The 20,153-nt window shown below is 67.0% G+C and carries 17 protein-coding genes; 4 read left to right on the forward strand and 13 right to left on the reverse strand.

Annotated elements, in window-relative coordinates; genetic code table 11:
- Window positions 1–50: 50 nt before the first annotated feature.
- From AC5P6X_RS18675 to prpB, 8 genes are all read right to left on the reverse strand, one after another.
- Window positions 51–4,958, reverse strand: a complete 4,908-nt coding sequence (locus tag AC5P6X_RS18675; RefSeq protein ID WP_329757027.1) for an alpha-2-macroglobulin family protein — start codon at window positions 4,956–4,958, stop codon at window positions 51–53.
- Between the two features lie 163 nt (window positions 4,959–5,121).
- Window positions 5,122–6,582 (reverse strand): bifunctional 2-methylcitrate dehydratase/aconitate hydratase, encoded by a 1,461-nt coding sequence (locus AC5P6X_RS18680; protein WP_329757026.1) that lies wholly within the window; start codon window positions 6,580–6,582, stop codon window positions 5,122–5,124.
- A gap of 124 nt (window positions 6,583–6,706) precedes the next feature.
- Window positions 6,707–7,885, reverse strand: coding sequence for a 2-methylaconitate cis-trans isomerase PrpF (prpF, locus tag AC5P6X_RS18685; protein WP_005410651.1), 1,179 nt, complete (start codon window positions 7,883–7,885; stop codon window positions 6,707–6,709).
- A 3-nt stretch (window positions 7,886–7,888) separates the two neighbouring features.
- Window positions 7,889–8,251: a type II toxin-antitoxin system RelE/ParE family toxin gene (locus tag AC5P6X_RS18690; protein WP_005414161.1), complete on the reverse strand. Its 363-nt coding sequence runs from the start codon at window positions 8,249–8,251 to the stop codon at window positions 7,889–7,891.
- Window positions 8,248–8,490: a type II toxin-antitoxin system ParD family antitoxin gene (locus AC5P6X_RS18695; RefSeq protein WP_005410653.1), complete on the reverse strand. Its 243-nt coding sequence runs from the start codon at window positions 8,488–8,490 to the stop codon at window positions 8,248–8,250. The genes AC5P6X_RS18690 and AC5P6X_RS18695 overlap by 4 nt, the downstream gene beginning before the upstream one ends.
- Before the next feature lie 100 nt (window positions 8,491–8,590).
- A complete protein-coding gene (acnD, locus tag AC5P6X_RS18700) occupies window positions 8,591–11,209 on the reverse strand; it encodes a Fe/S-dependent 2-methylisocitrate dehydratase AcnD (protein WP_329757025.1) in 2,619 nt (872 codons plus the stop codon).
- Window positions 11,210–11,306: 97 nt separating this feature from the next.
- Window positions 11,307–12,464, reverse strand: coding sequence for a bifunctional 2-methylcitrate synthase/citrate synthase (gene prpC / locus AC5P6X_RS18705; protein WP_005410655.1), 1,158 nt, complete (start codon window positions 12,462–12,464; stop codon window positions 11,307–11,309).
- Between the two features lie 36 nt (window positions 12,465–12,500).
- Window positions 12,501–13,394: a methylisocitrate lyase gene (gene prpB, locus AC5P6X_RS18710; protein ID WP_010482769.1), complete on the reverse strand. Its 894-nt coding sequence runs from the start codon at window positions 13,392–13,394 to the stop codon at window positions 12,501–12,503.
- Window positions 13,395–13,548: 154 nt separating this feature from the next.
- Between prpB and prpR the strand changes: the two genes are divergently transcribed.
- Window positions 13,549–15,132 (forward strand): propionate catabolism operon regulatory protein PrpR, encoded by a 1,584-nt coding sequence (gene prpR, locus AC5P6X_RS18715; protein WP_049450977.1) that lies wholly within the window; start codon window positions 13,549–13,551, stop codon window positions 15,130–15,132.
- Window positions 15,133–15,267: 135 nt separating this feature from the next.
- Here the strand turns inward: prpR and AC5P6X_RS18720 are convergent, their stop codons facing one another.
- The 4 genes from AC5P6X_RS18720 to pdxH all read right to left on the reverse strand — a co-directional run bounded on the left by AC5P6X_RS18720 (window position 15,268) and on the right by pdxH (window position 17,301).
- Window positions 15,268–15,729 (reverse strand): DoxX family protein, encoded by a 462-nt coding sequence (locus tag AC5P6X_RS18720; protein WP_049450979.1) that lies wholly within the window; start codon window positions 15,727–15,729, stop codon window positions 15,268–15,270.
- A gap of 158 nt (window positions 15,730–15,887) precedes the next feature.
- Window positions 15,888–16,247 carry a YqfO family protein gene (locus AC5P6X_RS18725; RefSeq protein ID WP_049450980.1) on the reverse strand — a complete coding sequence of 120 codons (360 nt, stop codon included), beginning with the start codon at window positions 16,245–16,247 and terminating at the stop codon, window positions 15,888–15,890.
- Complete coding sequence (gene aac(6')-Iz, locus AC5P6X_RS18730; RefSeq protein ID WP_080353122.1) at window positions 16,244–16,705, reverse strand: aminoglycoside N-acetyltransferase AAC(6')-Iz; 462 nt, start codon at window positions 16,703–16,705, stop codon at window positions 16,244–16,246. The genes AC5P6X_RS18725 and aac(6')-Iz overlap by 4 nt, the downstream gene beginning before the upstream one ends.
- Window positions 16,702–17,301: a pyridoxamine 5'-phosphate oxidase gene (gene pdxH, locus AC5P6X_RS18735; RefSeq protein ID WP_005414153.1), complete on the reverse strand. Its 600-nt coding sequence runs from the start codon at window positions 17,299–17,301 to the stop codon at window positions 16,702–16,704. The genes aac(6')-Iz and pdxH overlap by 4 nt, the downstream gene beginning before the upstream one ends.
- A 40-nt stretch (window positions 17,302–17,341) precedes the next feature.
- On the opposite strand from pdxH, the gene AC5P6X_RS18740 reads away from it, so the two are divergent.
- Window positions 17,342–18,169, forward strand: a complete 828-nt coding sequence (locus tag AC5P6X_RS18740) for a kinase (protein WP_049450982.1) — start codon at window positions 17,342–17,344, stop codon at window positions 18,167–18,169.
- Window positions 18,170–18,175: 6 nt separating this feature from the next.
- Here the strand turns inward: AC5P6X_RS18740 and AC5P6X_RS18745 are convergent, their stop codons facing one another.
- Window positions 18,176–18,379 carry a dodecin family protein gene (locus tag AC5P6X_RS18745; RefSeq protein ID WP_005410663.1) on the reverse strand — a complete coding sequence of 68 codons (204 nt, stop codon included), beginning with the start codon at window positions 18,377–18,379 and terminating at the stop codon, window positions 18,176–18,178.
- A 98-nt stretch (window positions 18,380–18,477) separates the two neighbouring features.
- Here AC5P6X_RS18745 and AC5P6X_RS18750 point away from each other — a divergent pair, with 98 nt between their 5' ends.
- Together AC5P6X_RS18750 and aroB are read left to right on the forward strand one after the other, a co-directional pair.
- Entirely contained in the window at window positions 18,478–19,020 is a 543-nt protein-coding gene (locus AC5P6X_RS18750; RefSeq protein WP_012481014.1) for a shikimate kinase, read from the forward strand.
- Window positions 19,017–20,129, forward strand: coding sequence for a 3-dehydroquinate synthase (aroB, locus tag AC5P6X_RS18755; protein ID WP_043034513.1), 1,113 nt, complete (start codon window positions 19,017–19,019; stop codon window positions 20,127–20,129). Before AC5P6X_RS18750 ends, aroB begins: the two co-directional genes overlap by 4 nt.
- The last annotated feature ends 24 nt before the right edge of the window (window positions 20,130–20,153 follow it).

A 20,153-nucleotide genomic window follows, 5' to 3' on the forward strand; every position in this document is an offset into this window, starting at 1 on the left:
TTGGAGCTTGCCAGCTGGACGGGCCGCACCGTCGCGGCCCGTCCGCGCGGTCACGGCTGTACCACCGTGATCGTGGTCGGGTTGCTGCGGCCGACGCCGCGCAGCTGCGGCCGGTACATGTCCTCCACCAGCGGCGGCGGCACCGAGTAGGTACCCGGGGTCACCGCGCGCACCAGGTAGAAGACGTTGGCCTTGCTGCCACGCGAGAGCTTCAGCGCGGCCACGTAGCGGTCGTCGCGGAATTCCTCGTGCTTGGTATCGGCCGCTTCACCCCGGTCGCTGATGGTGATGCCATCGACCACCACGTCGGCCCACTGCTTGGCATCGCCCAGGTTGAAGTTCTCGATCTCCAGGCCGGCCGGCAGCAGGTCGGTCAGCAGTGCATCGGGCATCGTGGTGTCGGCAGCGACGGTGACGCGCACGATCAGGGCTTCGCCTTCCTTCAGCGGCCGCGGCGACCACGGCTTGCCATCGGTGCCGTAGTAGCTGCGCTCGACGCCCAGCACGCTGTTATCCGGTGCCGGCGCGCTACGCGGGATACCGGCCACGTCGATGCTGGCGAACATCGGCGGCTGGCCCTGCGGGGTGAAGCGCACGCCGCTGGCGAGTTCATTTGCACTGAAGTTGCGGCCGAACAGCTTGCGTTCGCCGATGGCTTCGGTGTTGCCACCGATCACCAGTTCACCGGCCACCAGCGCCTTCTGGTTGGTAGCAAGCGCCTTGCCAAGGCGGGCAATCGCTACCTGTTCCTGCGTGCTCAGCCACATCCAGCCGGCATTGCGGCGCGCATCCAGGCCACGGCCGAGGTCAACCGCACGTGCATCCCAGGCCGGCTTGGCCAGCTTGTTTTCGTGGGTCAGCGCGATCATCAGCGCGTCATCACGGATCGCACTGCCGTAGTCGCCGAAGTACGACGGGCGTTCGCTGCTGGACTTGGCGAAGGCCGCCGCCAGCGCGGCCTGGCCGCGCTTGGCATCGCCCTGCAACGACAGCGCCACGCCCAGGTGGACCAGCGACAGGCCGCCGACCGCCTTGCTGCGCTCGTTGTCGTACAGCGTGCGCAGGGTACCCAGCGGCGCACGGTTGACCCTGGCCAGCACGTAGCCCGAATACGCCTGGTTGGCGAACTTCAGCTTCTCGCGGTCGTCCTGGCCATAGAACTGGTTGCCACCGGACAGCAGATCCTCGCTGAGGCGGTTGAGTGCCTTCTGCAGCACGTTGTCGGGCACGGCGAAGCCGGCGTCCTTGGCATCGAGCAGGAACTCGGTGATGTACGGGGTCAGCCACGGGTTCACGTAGCCGTCGTCACCCCACATCGAGAAGTTGCCATTGGCCACCTGCATCGACGCCAGGCGGCCAAACGCACCTTCCATGCGCTCGCGGCGGGTCTTGGCATCCAGCCCGTCGGCACCGAGCATCGACGAAGTGGCCTGGTCCAGGATCAGCGCGGCGTAGCCCTTGCTGGTGGTCTGCTCGGCACAGCCATACGGGTAGTTCAATGCACCCTGCAGCGCACTGGCGAACGGGATCGGCGGCAGCGGGCTGACCAGCAGGCGGGCATTCACCGACTCGGCCATCAGGCCATCGGTCAGGCTGTTGTCGAGGCTGACCGCGGCCAACGGATCAAGCGTGCGCACCTGCGAACGCAGCACCTGCGGCCACGCCGCACGCACCGGCAGGTCGTAACGGCGATCGGCCTTGAAGCCGTTGCCGTCCACCCGCACCCGCACCTTGGCCACGCTGTGGCCCTCGCGTGCCGAAAGCGGGAAGCTCAACGTGGTCTTGGCGTCGGCATTCAACTGCACGCTGCGGCTGCCTTCGCCCAGGTTCAGCGGGCCCTCGCTTTCCACCTTCACGTTGAACTGGCCCGGCTTGCCGGTGAAGTTCTGCACATCCAGGGTCACGGTGCTGCGGTCGCCCGGAGCGAGTACGCGCGGCATGCTGGCTTCGGCGAGGATCGGCGCACGCACAACGGTTTCCACGTCGCGCTTGCCGTACTGGTCATCGCTGTAGACCAGTGCCGACACCCGCAGGGTGCCGTTGAAGTCCGGCACCTTCAGGCGGATGCGGGCGATGCCCTTGGCATCGAGCTGCACCGGGCCAGAGAACAGGTCCACGGTCTGCACGCGCGCGGTCGGGCGCTTGGCCTGCGGCAACGCCTGCAGCGCCATGTCGCCACCGAACTTCAGCTTGCCGGCACCGCCGTCAAAGCTCTCGATCACCCGGCTGTAGATGTCGTAGGCATCAATGCCGAGACGACGCTGGGCGAAGAAGTGCGCACCGGCGTCGGGCACCGGGAAGCGGGTGATGTTGAGGATGCCCACGTCCACCGCCGAGACCGTGACGTGCGCCATTTTGCCGGCCAGCTGCGGTGCGCTGACCGTCACCGGCAGATCCTGTTCCGGTCGCATCTGCTTGGGCGCTGCCAGGCCGACGGCCACGGTGCGCCCCTTGCGGTCCATCGGTACGTGCACCACGCCCACCGCACGGGCCGGGGTGATCTTGCTCGGCGCACTGCCGCCGCGGAACACCAGCGCGGTGATGTAGACGTCGTGGCGCTCCCAGTCAGCGGTGACCGGAATCTTGAAGGTCGAACCCGGCTTGGCGTCGATGTCCTGCACGTAGAGCATGCGGTCGGTCTCGACCATCAGGATGCCCTTGCCGGCGTGCGGCGGGGTCACCGTCACCTCAAGCGTGTCGCCTGCCTTGTAGCCGGTCTTGTCCAGGCCCAGCTTGATCTTGTCCGGGCGCGCGTCCAGGCCGCGGTTGTCATCACCCCAGCTCCAGCCGGCGCGGAACGGGTAACGGCTGGTCAGGCCGGTGGACGGGTCGAACACGTCCACCCGGTACTCGCCCCACTCCACCGGGAAATCGAAGGCGACCGCACTGCTGCCGGCATCGACGGTGCGGGTTTCCTTGTTCTCGAAACGGCGGGTGAAATCGTAGTCCCAGCGATTGTCGTTGAAGGTCCAGTGGTAGTCGCGCAGCTCGCGCACCAGGGTGATCTTCAGGCCCTTGGCCGGCTGCGGCGTACCAGCAGCATCCACGCGCATCAATTCGAAGCGCGCGTTGCCGTTGGAATCGGCACCGTCCTCCGGGTTGAACAGCGGGCGTACACCGACCAGGGCGTTGGCCGGCCACATCACCCGCTTCAGGGTACGGGTGACCGTGCGGCCACCGGTTTCATACAGGCTGCCGGACAGCACTACGGCAATCGGCGCCTTGGCCTTGGCTGCCTCTTCCGGCAACGCGACGTCCTCACGCAGCTGGCCGTTGCCCGGCAGCGTGGTATCGATCACGTCCTTGGCCTCGCGCGGCAGCTGCAGGGTCGGGTCACCGAAGAAATAGCCCGGCAGGCCCTCCACCGGCTTCTGCTCGGCGGCCACCGCCATGCGCGCGGTGAAGCGGTTGCCATCGGCCGGCGCGCCATACAGATAGGCACCATTGGCCTGCAGGCGCAGGTCCTCACCGGGCTTCAGCGTCTTCTGCGCGCTGTCCAGGTCCAGCTTCATGCGCTCGGGCAGGAACTCCTCGATGCGCAGGGTCATGCCCTGGATCGCTTCCTTGCTGGCCGGGTCGGTGCGGAACTCGACCTGCCAGCGCCCGGTCGGCGCCTCGGCGGGAATGACCTGCTCGAAGTTGATGTAGCCCTGGTCGCCCGGCTGCAGGCGGGTCTCGCGGAAAGTCTTGCCGTCGGGCTGCTTCAGGCGCAGGAATACCGGTTGCGCCTTGACCGGCTTGCCGTCGTTGTCGCGCAGCAGGGCGGACAGGCGCACGGTCTCGCCCGGGCGGTACAGGTCACGACCGGACCAGGCGTAGACGTCGAACCAGGCATTGTCACGGCCGGCCACGGCGAATTCGCTCAGATCCAGCGCCGGCTGGTTGAACGGCAGGAAGCTGGTGTCCTTGCCGGTGCTGGCGACCAGCACGTGGGTGGCATCCAGGGTGTAGTTCAGCAGCGCATTGCCATTGCCGTCGGTGCTGCCCTTCAGCACCACCTCGCCCTTGGCATCGAGCACGCGCAGGTCGATGCCCTTCAGCGGCGCGCCGTCCTTGAGGCCGGCGGTATGGACGAACAGCTTGTCCTTGTAGGCGCGGGTATGCAGGCCGATGTCGCTGACCGAGAAGAACGCGGTATCGAACTCGCCTTCGTAGTCACCGGTGCGCTTGAGCAGGGCGAAGTACAGGCCCGGCTCCTGCAGTTCCTTGATGTCCTGGGTCGGCAGGTAGGTCAGCACCCGCTCGTTCTTCTTGCCGCCCAGGATGAAGCGGTTGACGTAGACCGGCTCTGCCAGCTTGTTGATCGGGCTGCGCTCGTAGTCGCTGCTCAGCTCCCAGCTGCCGCGGCGGCCACCGCGCTGGTACTGGCTGAAGAAGGTCGGCAGGTCCTTCTCGCGCACGCGCAGGAACTCGACGTCGACCTCCGGCACGTTCACCGAGACCACCGGCAGGCCACGACTGTCCTTGGCCGGCAGCACGCTGCCCTGCGAGGCGAAGCCGACCACCGGTTTCAGCTCGCCGCTGAACACCTTCTGTTTCAGTTCCTTGCCCAGGCGGCTGCCATCGGCGGCCAGCAGGTTCGGCGAGACCACCAGGCTGAACTCCTTGCCGGCCTCGACGAACGGGTAGCGCAGGGTCAGGCCGTCATCGGACAGCGTCCAGCTGCTGTCGTCGGTGCCGACCTTCTCTTCGAAGCGCACCAGCTTGTCGAAATCCTGGGTACCGACCAGCGGGCGCGAGAACTCCAGCGCCAGCGACAGGCCGTCATTCTTCTGGTCCGGGTAGGCACGCAGCAGGGTGAATTCCTTCACCTGCTCGGCCTTGGTGGTGATGGCTTCACCGCTGGCCTTGGGCAGCTGCCCGCTGTCATTGCGGCAGCCGGCCAGGCCCAGCAACAGGCCTCCTGCCAGTACCGCCGCCGCCCATCCCCACCGCTTCCGCCGTGCCGGACCGCTCATGTCGTCACTCCTTGATCGAGGCGGCCATTATAGGCAGGCCGCGTCAAGGTGTTGACGCGATTTCGGCAATTGCCCCAAGTGTGGGTAGTGCCGGCCGCTGGCCGGCAACCGGCATGGCAGGTTGGATGGAATTGCCGGCCAGCGGCCGGCACTACCGATCGCCCTAGCCCGGCAGGTACAGGTCCACGTAGTCGGTCACCGGCATTGCCGCCAGCGCCACCGGGTCCAGCGATGCGGCCAGGATGCGCTGCTGCTGGCTGGTCGGGAAGCGGTGGGCCAGGTGCCGGCGGAACTTGTCCATCAGCAGCGGAATGCCTTCCTCGCGACGGCGCGCGTGGCCCAGCGGGTACTCCACCAGTACCTCGGGCAGCTCGGTGCCATCGGTGAAGCGCACGCTCAGGCCGTTGGCGATGCTGCGCTTGTCCGGGTCCAGGTAATCGGCGCTGAGCTGCGGGTCTTCATGGCAGGCCATCTTCGCGCGCAGTGCGTCGATGCGCGGGTCGGCGGCAACGTCGTCCTCGTAATCCTCGGCCGTCAACCGCCCGTGCAGCAGCGCGATGGCGACCATGTACTGCACGCAGTGGTCGCGGTCGGCCGGGTTATGCAGTGGGCCCTGCTTGTCGATGATGCGGATGCAGGCTTCCTGGGTCCGGATCGCGATGTGCGCGATGTCCTCGACCCGCCGCCCCATCGCACGCAACTGCTGGTGCAGCATGACCGCGGCCTCCACTGCGGTCTGGCCGTGGAACTCGGCCCGGTAGCTGATCTTGAACAGCACGTTCTCCATCACATAGCTGCCCAGCGGTCGCCCCAGCGTCAGTGCCTGACCGCGCATGGACACGGCCTCGAAGCCCCAGGTTGGCGCGCTGAGCACGCTGGGATAGCCCATCTCACCACTGGCCGCCATCAAGGCCAGGCGCACGCCACGGCTGGTCGCATCGCCGGCCGCCCAGCTCTTGCGCGAGCCGGTGTTGGGTGCGTGCCGGTAGGTGCGCAGCGCTTGGCCATCGACCCAGGCCAGCGACAGCGCATTGAGCATGCGCTCGCGGTCCAGCCCAAGCAGTTGGGCGACCACGGCAGTGGTGGCCACCTTGACCAGCACCACGTGGTCCAGCCCGACCCGGTTGAAGGAGTTCTGCAGCGCCAGCACGCCCTGGATCTCATGCGCCTTGATCATCGCCAGCAGCACGTCGTGCACGGTCGGCGGCGGACGACGCAGAGCCTGCGCGTTGCGCCCCAGCCAGTCGCAAACAGCCAAGATGCCGCCGAGATTGTCGGAAGGATGGCCCCACTCGGCAGCCAGCCAGGTGTCGTTGAAATCCAGCCAGCGCACCATTGCGCCGAGATTGAAGGCGGCCTGCACCGGGTCCAGCACGTAGTGCGTGCCCGGCACGCGCGCGCCGTTGACCACGCTGATGCCCGGCACCAGGGGACCGAGCAGCTTGCTGCAGGCCGGGAAAGAAAGTGCCTCCAGTCCGCACCCAAGCGTATCGAGCAGGCAGTGGTGCGCGGTCTGGAACGCCAGCGGTGAGTCGGTGCGTGCGTCGCGCACGTAATCGACGATGTCCACCAGCAGCGCATCCCACGCTGCACGCTCGTTGGATGGGGTGTGGCTGTCGGACATCGTCGATCTCCTCGTTGCGGTGCACGGTTGCCCGTGCACCATGCCAACCAAGGTTGGCATCTACCAAAGCAATCGATCTCTGCGGCCCGGTAGTCGCCAACCTTGGTTGGCGTTTACCAACGCATCACTCGGCCGGTACCCGCACCTTGCCTTCCATCAGCACGCGGGCGCTGCGGCTCATGATGGCCTTGGTCACCGTCCACTGGCCGTCAACGAGACCGGCCTGCGCACCCACGCGCAACGTGCCGGAGGGATGGCCGAACGTCACCGCTTCGCGTTCGCCGCCACCGGCGGCGCGATTGACCAGCGTGCCCGGAATCGCCGCGGCGGTACCGATCGCTACGGCGGCGGTACCCATCATCGCGTGGTGCAGCTTGCCCATCGACAACGCGCGCGCATGCAGGTCGATCGCCGAGGCCGGGATGGCCTTGCCACTGGACGACACATAGTCCTGAGCCGGTGCAACGAACGCCACCTTCGGCGTGTGCTGGCGCGTCGCCGCGTCCTCCAGGTTCTTGATCAGACCCATGCGCAAGGCGCCGTAGGCGCGGATCTTCTCGAAGCGCTCCAGCGCTCCCTTGTCCTCGTTGATCGCCGGTTGCAGCTCGATACCGGTGTAGCCGAGGTCGGCGGCGTTGAGGAAGATGGTCGGGATGCCGGCGGTGATCATGGTCACCTCGAAGCTGCCCACGCCGGGCACGTCCAATGTATCGACCAGATTGCCGGTCGGGAACATCGCGCCCGCATCACCGTCATCGGACGGATCGATGAATTCCAGCTGGATCTCGGCCGCCGGGAAGGTCACGCCATCCAGCTCGAAATCGCCGGTCTCCTGCACTTCGCCATCGCGCATCGGCACGTGGGCGATGATGGTCTTGCCGATGTTGGCCTGCCAGATGCGCACGGTGCACAGGCCATCGCGCGGCACCCGGGCCGGATCGATCAGCCCATGGGCGATCGCGAACGGACCCACCGCGGTGCTGAGGTTGCCGCAATTGCCGCTCCAGTCGACGAAGGCGGTATCGATCGAGACCTGGCCGTACAGGTAGTCCACATCGTGGTCCGGCACCGAAGCGGTGGAGATGATCACGCATTTGCTGGTGCTGGACGTTGCACCGCCCATGCCATCGGTCTGCTTGCCATACGGATCGGGCGAGCCGATCACGCGCATCAGCAGCGCATCGCGTGCGGCGCCCGGCACCTGCGCGGCCTCGGGCAGGTCCTGCAGGCGGAAGAACACGCCCTTGCTGGTGCCACCGCGCATGTAGGTGGCGGGAATACGGAGTTGCGGGAGGAAGGTCATGGATCAGTATCCTGGATGCGACGAACCAATATCGGGGTTGAGCTTCTCGTCTTCGAACAGTGCTTCCATGCCCCGCGAAGCATTCCAAATGCGCACGATGGAAACGTGCGCAGGTAGCTCCACGTAGTAGATCAGGTAGCCGTTGAAGCGACGAACCGGATGAAAACGCAACGGCGCTGGCAGCGAGGGCAATAGACCCGCATGCAGTGCGGAACCAGCACCCGGGTGGGCCTCGATCAGCTTTACAACGGATTCCACCGCATCGATGAAGCCGATTTCCAGCACTTCTCCGCCCTGATCTGCATACCAGCCTGCTGCCTGGTCAAGATCTCGAACCGCTGCGGGGGACCAGTGCGAGGGCTTCACTTGCGGTTCCGTGCACGCTCACGCAGCTTGTCAAAGTGATCCGGCGCCAGAGGCGCCGAAGGTCCCGACGCCAGCCCCTCGGCAATCAGCTGCTTGAGCAGCTCTTCAGCCTTGCTGCGCTGGCGCTGGCGGATCAGGTCACGCACATAGTCCGACGTACTGGAGTAGCCGCCTTCGCGCACTTCTTCGTCCACGAACTGCTTGAGCGGATCGGTCAGCGAAATGTTCATGGTGGCCATGAAACTCTCCTTTGGCAGTTTTTGCCAAGCCAGTGTGCGCCCTGCCCTGGGGTCGGACAAGCCCGCCCCCGGCCTCCGGGGGCGGGCATTCAGCCGGCTATCACGCCACCTTGGCACCTTCCAGGAAGTCCTGGGCGAAGCGCTGCAGCACGCCGCCGGACTCGTAGATCGCCACTTCCTCGTCGCTGTCCAGGCGGCAGGTGACCGGCACCACCACGTCCTGGCCGTCACGGCGGTGGATGACCAGGGTCAGCTCGGCACGCGGGGTACGCTCGCCGATCACGTCAAAGGTCTCGGTGCCATCGATCCCCAGGGTCAGCCGGGTGGTGCCCGGCTTGAACTCCAGCGGCAGCACGCCCATGCCGATCAGGTTGGTGCGGTGGATGCGCTCGAAGCCCTCGGCCACGATCGCCTCCACGCCGGCCAGGCGCACGCCCTTGGCGGCCCAGTCACGCGAGCTGCCCTGGCCGTAGTCGGCACCGGCGATGATGATCAGCGGCTGCTTGCGCTCCATGTAGGTCTCGATCGCTTCCCACATGCGCATCACCTTGCCTTCCGGCTCCACGCGCGCCAGCGAACCCTGCTTCACGCTGCCGTCGTCATTGCGCACCATTTCGTTGAACAGCTTCGGATTGGCGAAGGTGGCGCGCTGCGCGGTCAGGTGGTCGCCGCGATGCGTGGCGTAGGAATTGAAGTCCTCTTCCGGCAGGCCCATCTTCGCCAGGTATTCGCCGGCGGCACTGGACGCCAGGATCGCGTTGGACGGCGACAGGTGGTCGGTGGTGATGTTGTCCGGCAGCACCGCCAGCGCGCGCATGCCTGCCAGCGTGCGCTCGCCGGCCAGTGCGCCCTCCCAGTACGGAGGACGGCGGATGTAGGTGCTCTGCGGGCGCCAGTCGTACAGCGGGCTGACCGCGGTGCCGTGCTCCACGCGCACGTTGAACATCGGGTTGTAGACCTTGCGGAACTGCTCGGGCTTCACCGAGGCCTTCACCACCGCGTCGATCTCGGCATCGCTGGGCCAGATGTCCTTCAGGCGCACTTCGTTGCCGTCGGCGTCCACGCCCAGCACGTCCTTCTCGATATCGAAGCGGACGGTGCCGGCGATGGCATAGGCGATCACCAGCGGCGGCGAGGCCAGGAAGGCCTGCTTGGCGTACGGATGGATGCGGCCATCGAAGTTGCGGTTACCCGACAGCACGGCCGTGGAATACAGGTCACGGTCGATGATTTCCTGCTGGATCTTCGGATCCAGCGCACCACTCATGCCATTGCAGGTAGTGCAGGCGAAGGCGACGATGCCGAAGCCGAGCTGCTCCAGGTCCGGCAGCAGGCCGGATTCTTCCAGGTACAGCTGGACGGCCTTGGAACCCGGCGCCAGCGACGACTTCACCCACGGCTTGCGCTGCAGGCCACGCGCGTTGGCGTTGCGCGCCAGCAGAGCTGCGGCGATCACGTTGCGCGGATTGGATGTGTTGGTGCAGCTGGTGATGGCCGCGATGATCACCGCGCCATCGGGCATCAGACCCTGCGCCTGCTCGGCCTTGCCCGCTTCCAGCTTGGCCTCGTCGGCGATGCCGCGCTCGGCCAGCTCGGCAGTGGCCACGCGCTTGTGCGGGTTGGACGGGCCAGCCATGTTGCGCACCACGCTGGACAGGTCGAAGCGCAGCACGCGCTCGTACTGCGCGGTCGCCAGATCGTCGGCCCACAGACCGGTGGTACGTGCGTAGTTTTCCACCAGCGCTACCTGCGACTCCTCGCGCCCGGTCAGGCGCAGGTAATCGGTGGTCTGCGCGTCGATGTAGAACATCGCGGCGGTGGCCCCGTATTCGGGGCACATGTTGGAGATGGTGGCACGGTCACCGATGGTCAGTGCCGCGGCACCCTCGCCGAAGAATTCAAGCCACGCGCCGACCACGCGTTCCTTGCGCAGGAACTCGGTCAGCGCCAGCACCACGTCGGTGGCGGTGATGCCCGGCTGCGGGCGGCCAGTCAGTTCGACACCGACGGTGTCGGGCAGGCGCATCCACGACGCGCGGCCCAGCATCACGTTCTCCGCTTCCAGACCACCCACACCAATGGCGATCACACCCAGCGCATCCACGTGCGGGGTGTGGCTGTCGGTGCCCACGCAGGTATCCGGGAAGGCCACGCCGTCCTGCACGTAGATCACCGGAGACATCTTCTCCAGGTTGATCTGGTGCATGATGCCGTTGCCCGGCGGAATCACATCCACGTTCTGGAATGCCTGCTTGGTCCAGTCGATGAAGTGGAAACGGTCTTCATTGCGACGATCTTCGATCGCGCGGTTCTTCTCGAACGCCTGCGGATCGAAACCACCGCACTCCACCGCCAGCGAGTGATCGACGATCAGCTGCACCGGCACAACCGGGTTGACCTTGGCCGGGTCGCCACCCTTGTCGGCGATCGCATCACGCAGGCCGGCCAGGTCGACCAGCGCGGTCTGGCCGAGGATGTCGTGGCAGACCACGCGCGCCGGGAACCACGGGAAATCGAGGTCGCGACGGCGCTCGATCAGCTGCTTCAGCGAATCGCCGAGCGTGGCCGGATCGCAGCGACGCACCAGGTTCTCGGCCAGCACGCGCGAGGTGTACGGCAGGGTGGCGTAGGCGCCGGGCTGGATCGCATCGACAGCGGCACGCGCGTCGAAATAATCCAGCGCGCTGCCGGGGAGGTTCTTGCGGTAATCGGTATTCATGGGCTGGCGGAGTACTTGGGGCGGGCCGGGTGCCGGCGGTGCGGCGGCGAAAGCACCCGGCCGGCACGCGGCCGGCCGGATGGGTACGGCAGGTGGATCAGACGCGCTTGTCGATGGCGACGAAGTCGCGGTCTTCCGGACCGATGTAGTTGGCGCTCGGGCGGATGATCTTGCCGTCGATACGCTGCTCGACGATGTGCGCGCTCCAGCCGGCGGTGCGGGCGATCACGAACAGGGGAGTGAACATCGCGGTCGGCACGCCCATCATGTGGTAGCTGACAGCGCTGAACCAGTCCAGGTTCGGGAACATCTTCTTGATGTCCCACATCACCGATTCCAGGCGCTCGGCGATGTTGTACATCTTCATGCTCGACTGCTCTTCGGACAGCTCGCGGGCCACGTCCTTGATCACCTTGTTGCGCGGATCAGAGACGGTGTAGACCGGGTGGCCGAAACCGATCACCACTTCCTTGCGCTCGACGCGGGCCTTGATGTCTTCCTCGGCCTCATCGGGACTGTCGTAGCGCTTCTGCACTTCGAACGCCACTTCGTTGGCGCCGCCGTGCTTCGGACCGCGCAGCGCGCCGATGCCACCGCAGATCGCGCTGTACATGTCGCTGCCGGTGCCGGCGATGACGCGGCAGGTGAACGTCGAGGCGTTGAACTCGTGCTCCGCGTACAGGATCAGCGAGGTGTGCATCGCCTTCACCCACGATTCCTGCGGCTTCTCGCCGTGCAGCAGGTGCAGGAAGTGGCCGCCGATCGAGTCATCGTCGGTTTCCACGTCGATGGCACGGCCGTTGTGGCTCCAGTGGTACCAGTACAGCAGCATCGAACCGAGGCAGGCCATCAGCTTGTCGGCGATGTCACGCGCGCCCGGATGGTTGTGGTCGTCCTTCTCCGGCGCCACGCAGCCGAGCACGGACACGCCGGTACGCATCACGTCCATCGGGTGTGCCGACGGCGGAAGCTCTTCCAGCGCCGCCTTCACCGCAGCAGGAATGCCACGCAGCGACTTCAGTTTGGCCTTGTACGAAACCAGCTCGGCGCGGGTCGGCAGCTTGCCGTGCACCAGCAGGTAGGCGATTTCCTCGAACTCGCTGGTGTTGGCCAGGTCCAGGATGTCGTAGCCGCGGTAGTGCAGGTCGTTGCCGCTGCGGCCCACGCTGCACAGCGCGGTGTTGCCGGCGGCGGTGCCGGACAGGGCGACGGACTTCTTCGGCTTGAAGGTCGGGGTTGCGGTCGTATCGTTCATGTTTCCCTCCGAAAACTTGATGGTGCAGGGTACTGCTTATTTCTTGGCGGCGAACAGTGCATCGAGCTGCTGCTCGAAGGCGTGGTAGCCGATGCGGTCGTAGAGTTCTTCGCGGGTCTGCATGGTCTCCACCACATTGCGCTGGTGGCCATCGCGGCGCACCGCCTGGTAGACGTTCTCGGCGGCCTTGTTGGCGGCGCGGAAGGCCGACAGCGGGAACAGCTGGATCGCAACGCCGGCAGAAGCCAGTTCATCGCGGCTGAACAGCGGGGTGGCGCCGAACTCGGTGATGTTGGCCAGCACCGGCACCTTCACCGCGTCGACGAAGCGGCGATAGGTGTCCAGGTCGTAGGCCGCCTCGGCGAAGATGCCGTCGGCACCGGCCTCGACACAGGCGATGGCGCGCTCGATGGCCTTGTCCACGCCGTCCACCTGGATGGCGTCGGTACGCGCGATCAGGAAGAAGTCCGGATCGGTCTTGGCATCGGCAGCCGCCTTCACGCGGTCGACCATTTCACCCTGCGAGACGATTTCCTTGCCCGGGCGGTGACCGCAGCGCTTGGCGCCGACCTGGTCTTCGATGTGGCAGGCGGCCGCGCCGGCCTTGATCAGCGACTTCACGGTGCGCGCGATGTTGAACGCGCTCGGGCCGAAGCCGGTGTCGATGTCGACCATCAACGGCAGGTCGCAGACATCGGTGATGCGGCGCACGTCCACCAGCACGTCTTCCAGGGTGTTGATGCCCAGGTCCGGCAGGCCCAGCGAGCCCGCGGCAACACCGCCGCCGGACAGGTAGATGGCGCGGAAGCCGGCGCGCTTGGCCAGCAGGGCGTGGTTGGCGTTGATCGCGCCGATCACCTGCAGCGGCGATTCGGCAGCCAGCGCCTCACGGAAGCGGGCACCGGCGGAGAAAGGAGTGGAAGCGGTCATGCGGCAATCCAGGTTGAAGTACGGGAAAGAGAGCGCAAGCACCATGCCAAGCTGCAAGCCGTTGATTTCACGGGAATGACGCCCATGCAACAGCGAAACATATGAAACATTGAAACAGATGTATCATGAAACATCCCGTCCAACGCGCGCCGCCATGTACCTGCCCCGCTCGCCCCTGCGCCACGCCGATGCCGACCCCAGTCGGCCGGTGATCTGGACCGTCAGCGTCTCGCGGCTGACCGGTCTTCTCGGCGACGTCATTCCCGAGTTCGATCGCCGCGCGCGTATCGAGCAGATCAACCTCGGCTTCGAGGAAGCGGTGGACGTGATCGGCCAGCGCCTGCGCCGCGAGCACTGCGACGTGGTCATCGCCGGCGGCTCCAACGCGGCCTGGCTGCGCAGCCGGCTGGAGCTGCCGCTGGTGCCGATCCAGGCCAACGGCTTCGACCTGATGGAAGCCTTGGCGCGCGCACGGCGGATCGCCGGCCGTATCGGCCTGGTCACCCACGCCAGCGACGTGCCGGTGTTCAGCAACTTCCAGCAGAGCTTCGGCTTGGACATCGAGCATCGCCGCTTCGTCACCCGCGAGGACGCCCGCGACTGCATCGCCGACCTGCGCGCCAACGGCATCGAGGTGATCGTCGGCACCGGCATGGCCATCGACCACGCCGAACAGGCCGGACTGCCCGGCGTGCTGCTGTACTCGGCAGATTCGGTACGGCAAGCGTTCGAGCACGCGTTGGAACTGACCCAGACCCTGGCCCGCTCCGGCGGCAGCCGGCCCGCGCCGCGCCGCCGTGCCGCACCGCGCAGCGATGCCCACGACCTGCTCGGCGACAGCGAGGCCATGGCACAGGTGCGCGCACAGATCGCGCTGTACGCCCCGCATGACAGCACCGTACTGGTCACCGGCGAAACCGGCACCGGCAAGGAACTGGTGGCGCGCCAGCTGCACGCCGCCAGCGGACGCCGTGGCCGCTTCGTGGCACTGAACTGTGGCGCGATCAGCGAATCGCTGCTGGAGGCGGAGCTGTTCGGCTACAGCGATGGCGCCTTCACCGGCGCACGCCGTGGCGGCCGCGTCGGCCTGGTCGAGGCCGCTGACGGCGGCACCCTGTTCCTGGATGAAATCGGCGAACTTCCGCTGCCACTGCAGACCCGCCTGCTGCGGGTGCTGGAAGAACGCGAGGTACTGCGTGTCGGCGCCACCGAACCGACCCCGGTCGACCTTCGCGTGGTGGCCGCGACCCTGCAGTCGCTCGAGCAGCGCGTGGCGGCCGGCAGCTTCCGCCGCGACCTGTATTACCGCCTGGCCGCGCTGCGCATCGCCCTGCCCGCACTGCGTGCCCGGCGCGGTGACATCCCGCTGCTGGCGCAGCATTTCTTCCGCCAGCTGCGTGGTATCGACGCGCCACTGGATGCGGAGGCACTGGCGGTGCTGAGCGCGGCCGGGTGGCCGGGAAACGTGCGCGAACTGCGCAATCTGGTGGATCGGCTGCGCATCCATTGGCAACCCGGTGAAGGGCTGATTGATGCCGCGCGACTGCTGCAGCTGGCACCCGAACTGGTGAATGAGGGCGCCGCTGCGCTACCGGTGGAAAGCAACGGCAAGCGGCCGCCGCGTGCGCAGTTGGAAACGCTGTTGCAGGAACACCGCAATGACCGCGAGGGGATGGCGCAGGCGCTGGGCGTCTCACGCACCACACTCTGGCGCTGGCTGCGCGCGGCGGGATTGTAACCACTCGTTGCCCGGCGGGTGCGAACCTTGGTTCGCACCGCTTTTCCCAATCACCCCATCCACGCATGGCGTGGATCTACTGGAGCGTCCAGGCGCTACAGCACGCTCGTCGGCCGGGCGCCGAATATAGTGCAATCAGCGTGCCCAACGCGCTTCGATGGCGAACCGTCCACTCCCCACTGCGGCAATCCACAACAGCAACACACCCAGCGGCACCTCGCTCAGGTAGAAGAACCAGCTCAACCAATCCGGCACGCTCAGTCCCGCAGGAATGCGCGCGATGCCATCGGTCAGCGCTGCCACCGCACAGATCCCCGCCAGCAGCAGGGCCGAAGGCCGGCTGAGCAGGCCCAGCACCAGCAGGCCGCCCGCAATCCATTCAATGCCGCCGAGCACCGGCGCACTGAACACCGGGAACGGGATCCCCGCATCAACCAGCGTATGCACCATGCGTTCGCGGCCCGCATCGGTGAACACCTTGTTCCAGCCGGACACGCAGAACATCACCCCGGCGACGATGCGGGCGATCAACAGCAGGAACGCTTCCACGCCGTGACGCGGCGGCGGCACCGCAAACAGGCAACGCCAGGAGGGCATGGCAACTCCGGAAGTCGAGATCATCCATCGGAGTGTGCCGGTTATGGGCCTGCTCGCAGATGAAGCAAGCCGGTCCATTTGCGACAGCCTGCTCTTGTGGAGTCGAGCCCTGCTCGACTGCCTCATGCGTCGGAGCAGCAGCCGAGCAGGGCTCGACTCTACAAAAGGCGTGCGTCGGCCAGCAGAAGCTCGATCTCCTCCACCTGCACCACCGGCACCTGCCACGGATGATGCGGCACGATGCCCTGTTCGAAAATGCGCTGCAGCCGCTGCGGATCGCGCGGCAGGCAGAATTCCAGGCGTACGCTGTCGACCACTTCGGTGCGCCCCACCTCACCCTGTACGGGCGACGCACCCACGCGCGGGCGGAACTGTTCAAAGCCCGGCGCCGACCACCACATGCCGTGCTCGTAGTCGCCGGCCGCCAGCGCATCCACCGCCAGGATGCCCTGCTTCACTGCGCCCAGTGCTGCCGACGGCACGAACACCACCATGCGGTACAGCGCCACGCGATTCACGCCGATGGCTCCAGCGGCATGCGGAAATAGACGACCCGTTCGGTCTCTTCGAAGCCGCAGGCCCGATGCGCGGCGTGAGCCTGCACGTCTTCCACGCGACTGTCCGAAGCCAGTTCGCGGCAGCCCGCATCGCGCGTCCACGCCTGCACTGCCGCCAGCAGGGCGCGGCCGACGCCGCGGCCTTGCCACTGCGGCTGCACGTACCAGCCCTCCAGGAACCCCACCGGAGAAGACTCGGTGCCGTTCACGTAGTCATGGCGCAGGCGCACTTCAGCGAAACCAACCGCCTCGCCATCCGCCGCACAGGCCAAGAACACAGCACCTTCGGCATCTGCCAGCGACTGCGTCAGTTCCTCCAGCGGATCATCGGCATCAGGCCACAGGCCGAGACGCAACTGCGCCCATGCGGCCGCATCGGCCGGCGTGGCCTGGCGGATCGTGGGCGCGCTGGCGATCACGGGTACAGCAGGCGCTTGCTCCAGCGCCCTTCGGCGCCGGCTTCATAGCACCAGCGTTCGTGCAGGCGGAACTGCGCGCCGTACCAGAACTCGATGCGGTCGGGCACCACGCGCAGGCCGCTCCAGCCCTCCGGGCGCGGCACGTCCTTGCCCTCGAAGCGGGCTTCGACCTCGGCCACGCGCGCATCGAATTCCTCGCGCGTTGCCAGCGTCTTCGACTGCTGCGAGGCCCACGCGCCGATCTGGCTCATGCGCGGGCGGCTGGCGAAATAGGCATCGGCTTCGGCGTCGGCGACCTGCTCGACACGGCCTTCAATGCGCACCTGGATACCGGCCTCGCGCAGGCTGCGCCACAGGAACAACAGCGCGGCCTGCGGATTGGCCTGCAGCTCCTGGCCCTTGTGGCTGTCCAGGTGGGTGTAGAACACGAAACCACGCTCATCGAACGCCTTCAGCAGCACGGTACGTGCCGAGGGACGGCCGTGCGTATCGGCAGTGGCCACGGTCATCGCGTTCGGCTCGACCTCGCGGCTCTGTTTGGCCTCTTCGAACAGGCCGGCAAACGTGGACAGGGCTTCGGCGTACAGGTCGCTCATGATTGCGTTCTTCTCACACGGATTGGGCTATTGTGGCTGCATGGCCGCTGCTGCGTATATGCCCCAGGTGAAAGGATTCCCCGAAACATTGGCCGAACAGGTGCTGGACGATGCACTGGGCAGCGGTGCAGCGGTTCCAGTATTGGCGATCAGCGGCCTGCAGGGGAGCGGCAAATCGACGCTGGCCGCGCAGGTGGTGGCGCGCGCCCAGTCGCGCGGCCTGAACGCCGCCACGCTGTCCATCGATGACGTCTACCTGACCCGCGCACAGCGGCAGCGGCTGGCCCGCCAGGTGCACCCGCTGCTGATCACCCGAGGCCCGCCGGGCACCCATGACCTGCCGTTGGCCCATGCAGTGCTGGACGCCGTGGCCACACGCCAGCCCTTCGCGATGCCGCGCTTCGACAAGCTGGCCGATGAACGCCTGCCCGAAGCGCACTGGCCGCGCCTGCAGCAACCGCTGGACCTGCTGGTCTTCGAAGGCTGGTTCCTGGGCACCCCCGCGCAGGATGACGGCGCGCTGGACAGCCCGTTGAACGCACTGGAGCGCGAAGCCGACGCCGATGGTCGCTGGCGGCGCTGGTGCAACCAGGCGCTGGCCCGCGACTACCCGGCGCTGTGGCAGCGCTGCGACCGCCTGTGGTTCCTGCAGCCGCCGGATTTCTCGGTGGTACCGCGCTGGCGCTGGCAGCAGGAGCAGAACCTGCAGGCCGCGCAGCCGGGCCGGCACGGCATGAGCCGGCCACAGCTGGAGCGCTTCGTGCAGTACTACGAGCGGGTCAGCCGCCAGGCGCTGCATGCCCTGCCCGCCCTGGCCGACCACGTGGTGGTGCTGGACGGCCAGCGACAGGTGCAGGACGTGCGCTGAGCGCGCCTATTCCACCAGGAAGGTCACCCGCAGGTTGACCCGCCATTCGGTGATTTCGCCGCTGCCATTGGTCACCACCTTGGTCTCGTTCACCCAGGCGCCCTGGATGCCCTTGACCGTCTCGGAGACCTTCTTCAGACCGCTGCGCACGGCGTCCTCCACGCTCTTCGGCGAGGAGGCGGTGATTTCGATGACCTTCGCGACCGTCATGGCCTGTACTCCGGTTGGCGCGGGAAACCCCGCAGGAACGCCTACCCTGACGTGAAGGACGTAAAGGCCAGGGCACGGAGGTGTTAGCATCACAGGGCATGAATCCTGCTCCGAACCTGATCCTGATCGGCCCGATGGGCGCCGGCAAAACCTGCATCGGCCGCCGCCTGGCCGAGCGCTTCACGCTGGACTTCGTCGATGTCGACCAGGCCATCGTCGATGCCGCCGGCGCCAGCATCCCGACCATTTTCGAGCACTCCGGCGAAGCCGGCTTCCGCAGCCATGAACGCGAGGCGCTTGCCCGCGTGCTGGAAGGTCGCGGCCAGCTGGTCTCCACCGGCGGCGGCGCGGTGCTGGATCCTGGCAACCGTGCGTTGATCGCCCAGCGCGGCTTCGTGGTCTACCTGCGGGTCAGCGTGAACGCGCAGCTGGAACGCCTGGCCCGCGACAAAGGCAGGCCGCTGCTGCAGCGCCCGGACCGTGAGCAGGTGCTGCACGATCTGGCCGCGCACCGCGACCCGCTGTACCGCGAACTGGCCGACATCACCCTTGATACCGACCCGTACACCGCTGCCGACGCGACCGCCCACCTGGTGGTCAAGCTGGCCACGCAATGGCAGCGCCAGGACCTGACCCCATGACTTCCCCCGCCCTGCTGCAGGTCGCCGTCGGCGGCGACCGCCCTTACTCCATCACCATCGGCGCCGGTGCGCAGGCAGACGGCATCGCGCTGGCCTCGCATGTGCGTGGCCGCCACGTGCTTTTGCTCAGCGACAGCGAAGTGGCCCCGCGCTATCTGGATGCCGTGAAGCAGACCCTTCTGACCGCACGCCCCGACCTGATCGTCGGCGAGCATGTGCTGGCCGCGGGCGAAGCCTCCAAGACGCTGGCCGAATTCGGCCGTGCCATCGAAGCGCTGGCCGCGCTTGGCGCCACCCGCGACGCCTGCGTGTTCGCCCTCGGCGGCGGCGTGGTCGGTGATCTCGCCGGCTTCGCCGCGGCCTGCTGGATGCGCGGCGTGGACTGCGTGCAGCTGCCGACCACCCTGTTGGCGATGGTCGATTCGTCGGTGGGCGGCAAGACTGCGGTCGACATCCCGGCCGGCAAGAACCTGGTCGGCGCGTTCCATCCGCCGCGCGCGGTGATCGCCGATACCCGTGTGCTGGCCACCCTGCCGCCGCGCGAGCTGCGTGCCGGCCTGGCCGAAGTGGTGAAGTACGGCGCGCTGGGTGATGCCGTGTTCTTCGAATGGCTGCAGCAGCATGCCGATGCGCTGCTGGCCGGCGAGGATGCGGTACTGGCCGAAGCCATCGCGCGCAGCTGCCGGCACAAGGCTGCCATCGTCGAGCGTGATCCGTTCGAGAAGGGCGAGCGCGCCCTGCTCAACCTCGGCCATACCTTCGGCCATGCCATCGAGACCGAGCAGGGCTACTCGGCCCCGGGCCGCGATGCACTGAACCACGGCGAAGCGGTCGCGGTGGGCATGGTACTGGCCGCGAAGCTGTCCACTCACCTGGGCCTGGCCGACGATGCCGATCGCGCACGCCTGCAGGCGCTGCTGGAACGGCTCGGCCTGCCGGTGTCGATCCCGGCCGGGCTGGACCCGCAGGCCCTGCTCGGCCGCATGCGGCTGGACAAGAAGAATGTGGCCGGCCGCCTGCGCCTGGTGCTGTGGCGCGGCATGGGCCGCGCCGAAGTGGTGCCGGACGTGGATGAAGCGGCGGTGCTGAAGGTGCTGTCGGCCCGGTAGTGCCGGCCGCTGGCCGGCAACGTC

The sequence above is a fragment of the Stenotrophomonas sp. YJH_SMC_40 genome (genome assembly GCF_059368615.1).

Bases quoted from the DNA above. Each gene is read 5' to 3' on its own strand.
- prpB (WP_010482769.1), bottom strand. From the start codon at position 13,394: ATGACCGCTTCCACTCCTTTCTCCGCCGGTGCCCGCTTCCGTGAGGCG.
- AC5P6X_RS18720 (WP_049450979.1), bottom strand. From the start codon at position 15,729: ATGCCCTCCTGGCGTTGCCTGTTTGCGGTGCCGCCGCCGCGTCACGGC.
- AC5P6X_RS18680 (WP_329757026.1), bottom strand. From the start codon at position 6,582: ATGTCCGACAGCCACACCCCATCCAACGAGCGTGCAGCGTGGGATGCG.
- pdxH (WP_005414153.1), bottom strand. From the start codon at position 17,301: ATGAGCGACCTGTACGCCGAAGCCCTGTCCACGTTTGCCGGCCTGTTC.
- AC5P6X_RS18675 (WP_329757027.1), bottom strand. From the start codon at position 4,958: ATGAGCGGTCCGGCACGGCGGAAGCGGTGGGGATGGGCGGCGGCGGTA.
- acnD (WP_329757025.1), bottom strand. From the start codon at position 11,209: ATGAATACCGATTACCGCAAGAACCTCCCCGGCAGCGCGCTGGATTAT.
- AC5P6X_RS18745 (WP_005410663.1), bottom strand. From the start codon at position 18,379: ATGACGGTCGCGAAGGTCATCGAAATCACCGCCTCCTCGCCGAAGAGC.
- AC5P6X_RS18750 (WP_012481014.1), top strand. From the start codon at position 18,478: ATGAATCCTGCTCCGAACCTGATCCTGATCGGCCCGATGGGCGCCGGC.
- prpF (WP_005410651.1), bottom strand. From the start codon at position 7,885: ATGACCTTCCTCCCGCAACTCCGTATTCCCGCCACCTACATGCGCGGT.
- prpC (WP_005410655.1), bottom strand. From the start codon at position 12,464: ATGAACGATACGACCGCAACCCCGACCTTCAAGCCGAAGAAGTCCGTC.
- AC5P6X_RS18695 (WP_005410653.1), bottom strand. From the start codon at position 8,490: ATGGCCACCATGAACATTTCGCTGACCGATCCGCTCAAGCAGTTCGTG.
- aroB (WP_043034513.1), top strand. From the start codon at position 19,017: ATGACTTCCCCCGCCCTGCTGCAGGTCGCCGTCGGCGGCGACCGCCCT.
- AC5P6X_RS18740 (WP_049450982.1), top strand. From the start codon at position 17,342: ATGGCCGCTGCTGCGTATATGCCCCAGGTGAAAGGATTCCCCGAAACA.
- prpR (WP_049450977.1), top strand. From the start codon at position 13,549: ATGTACCTGCCCCGCTCGCCCCTGCGCCACGCCGATGCCGACCCCAGT.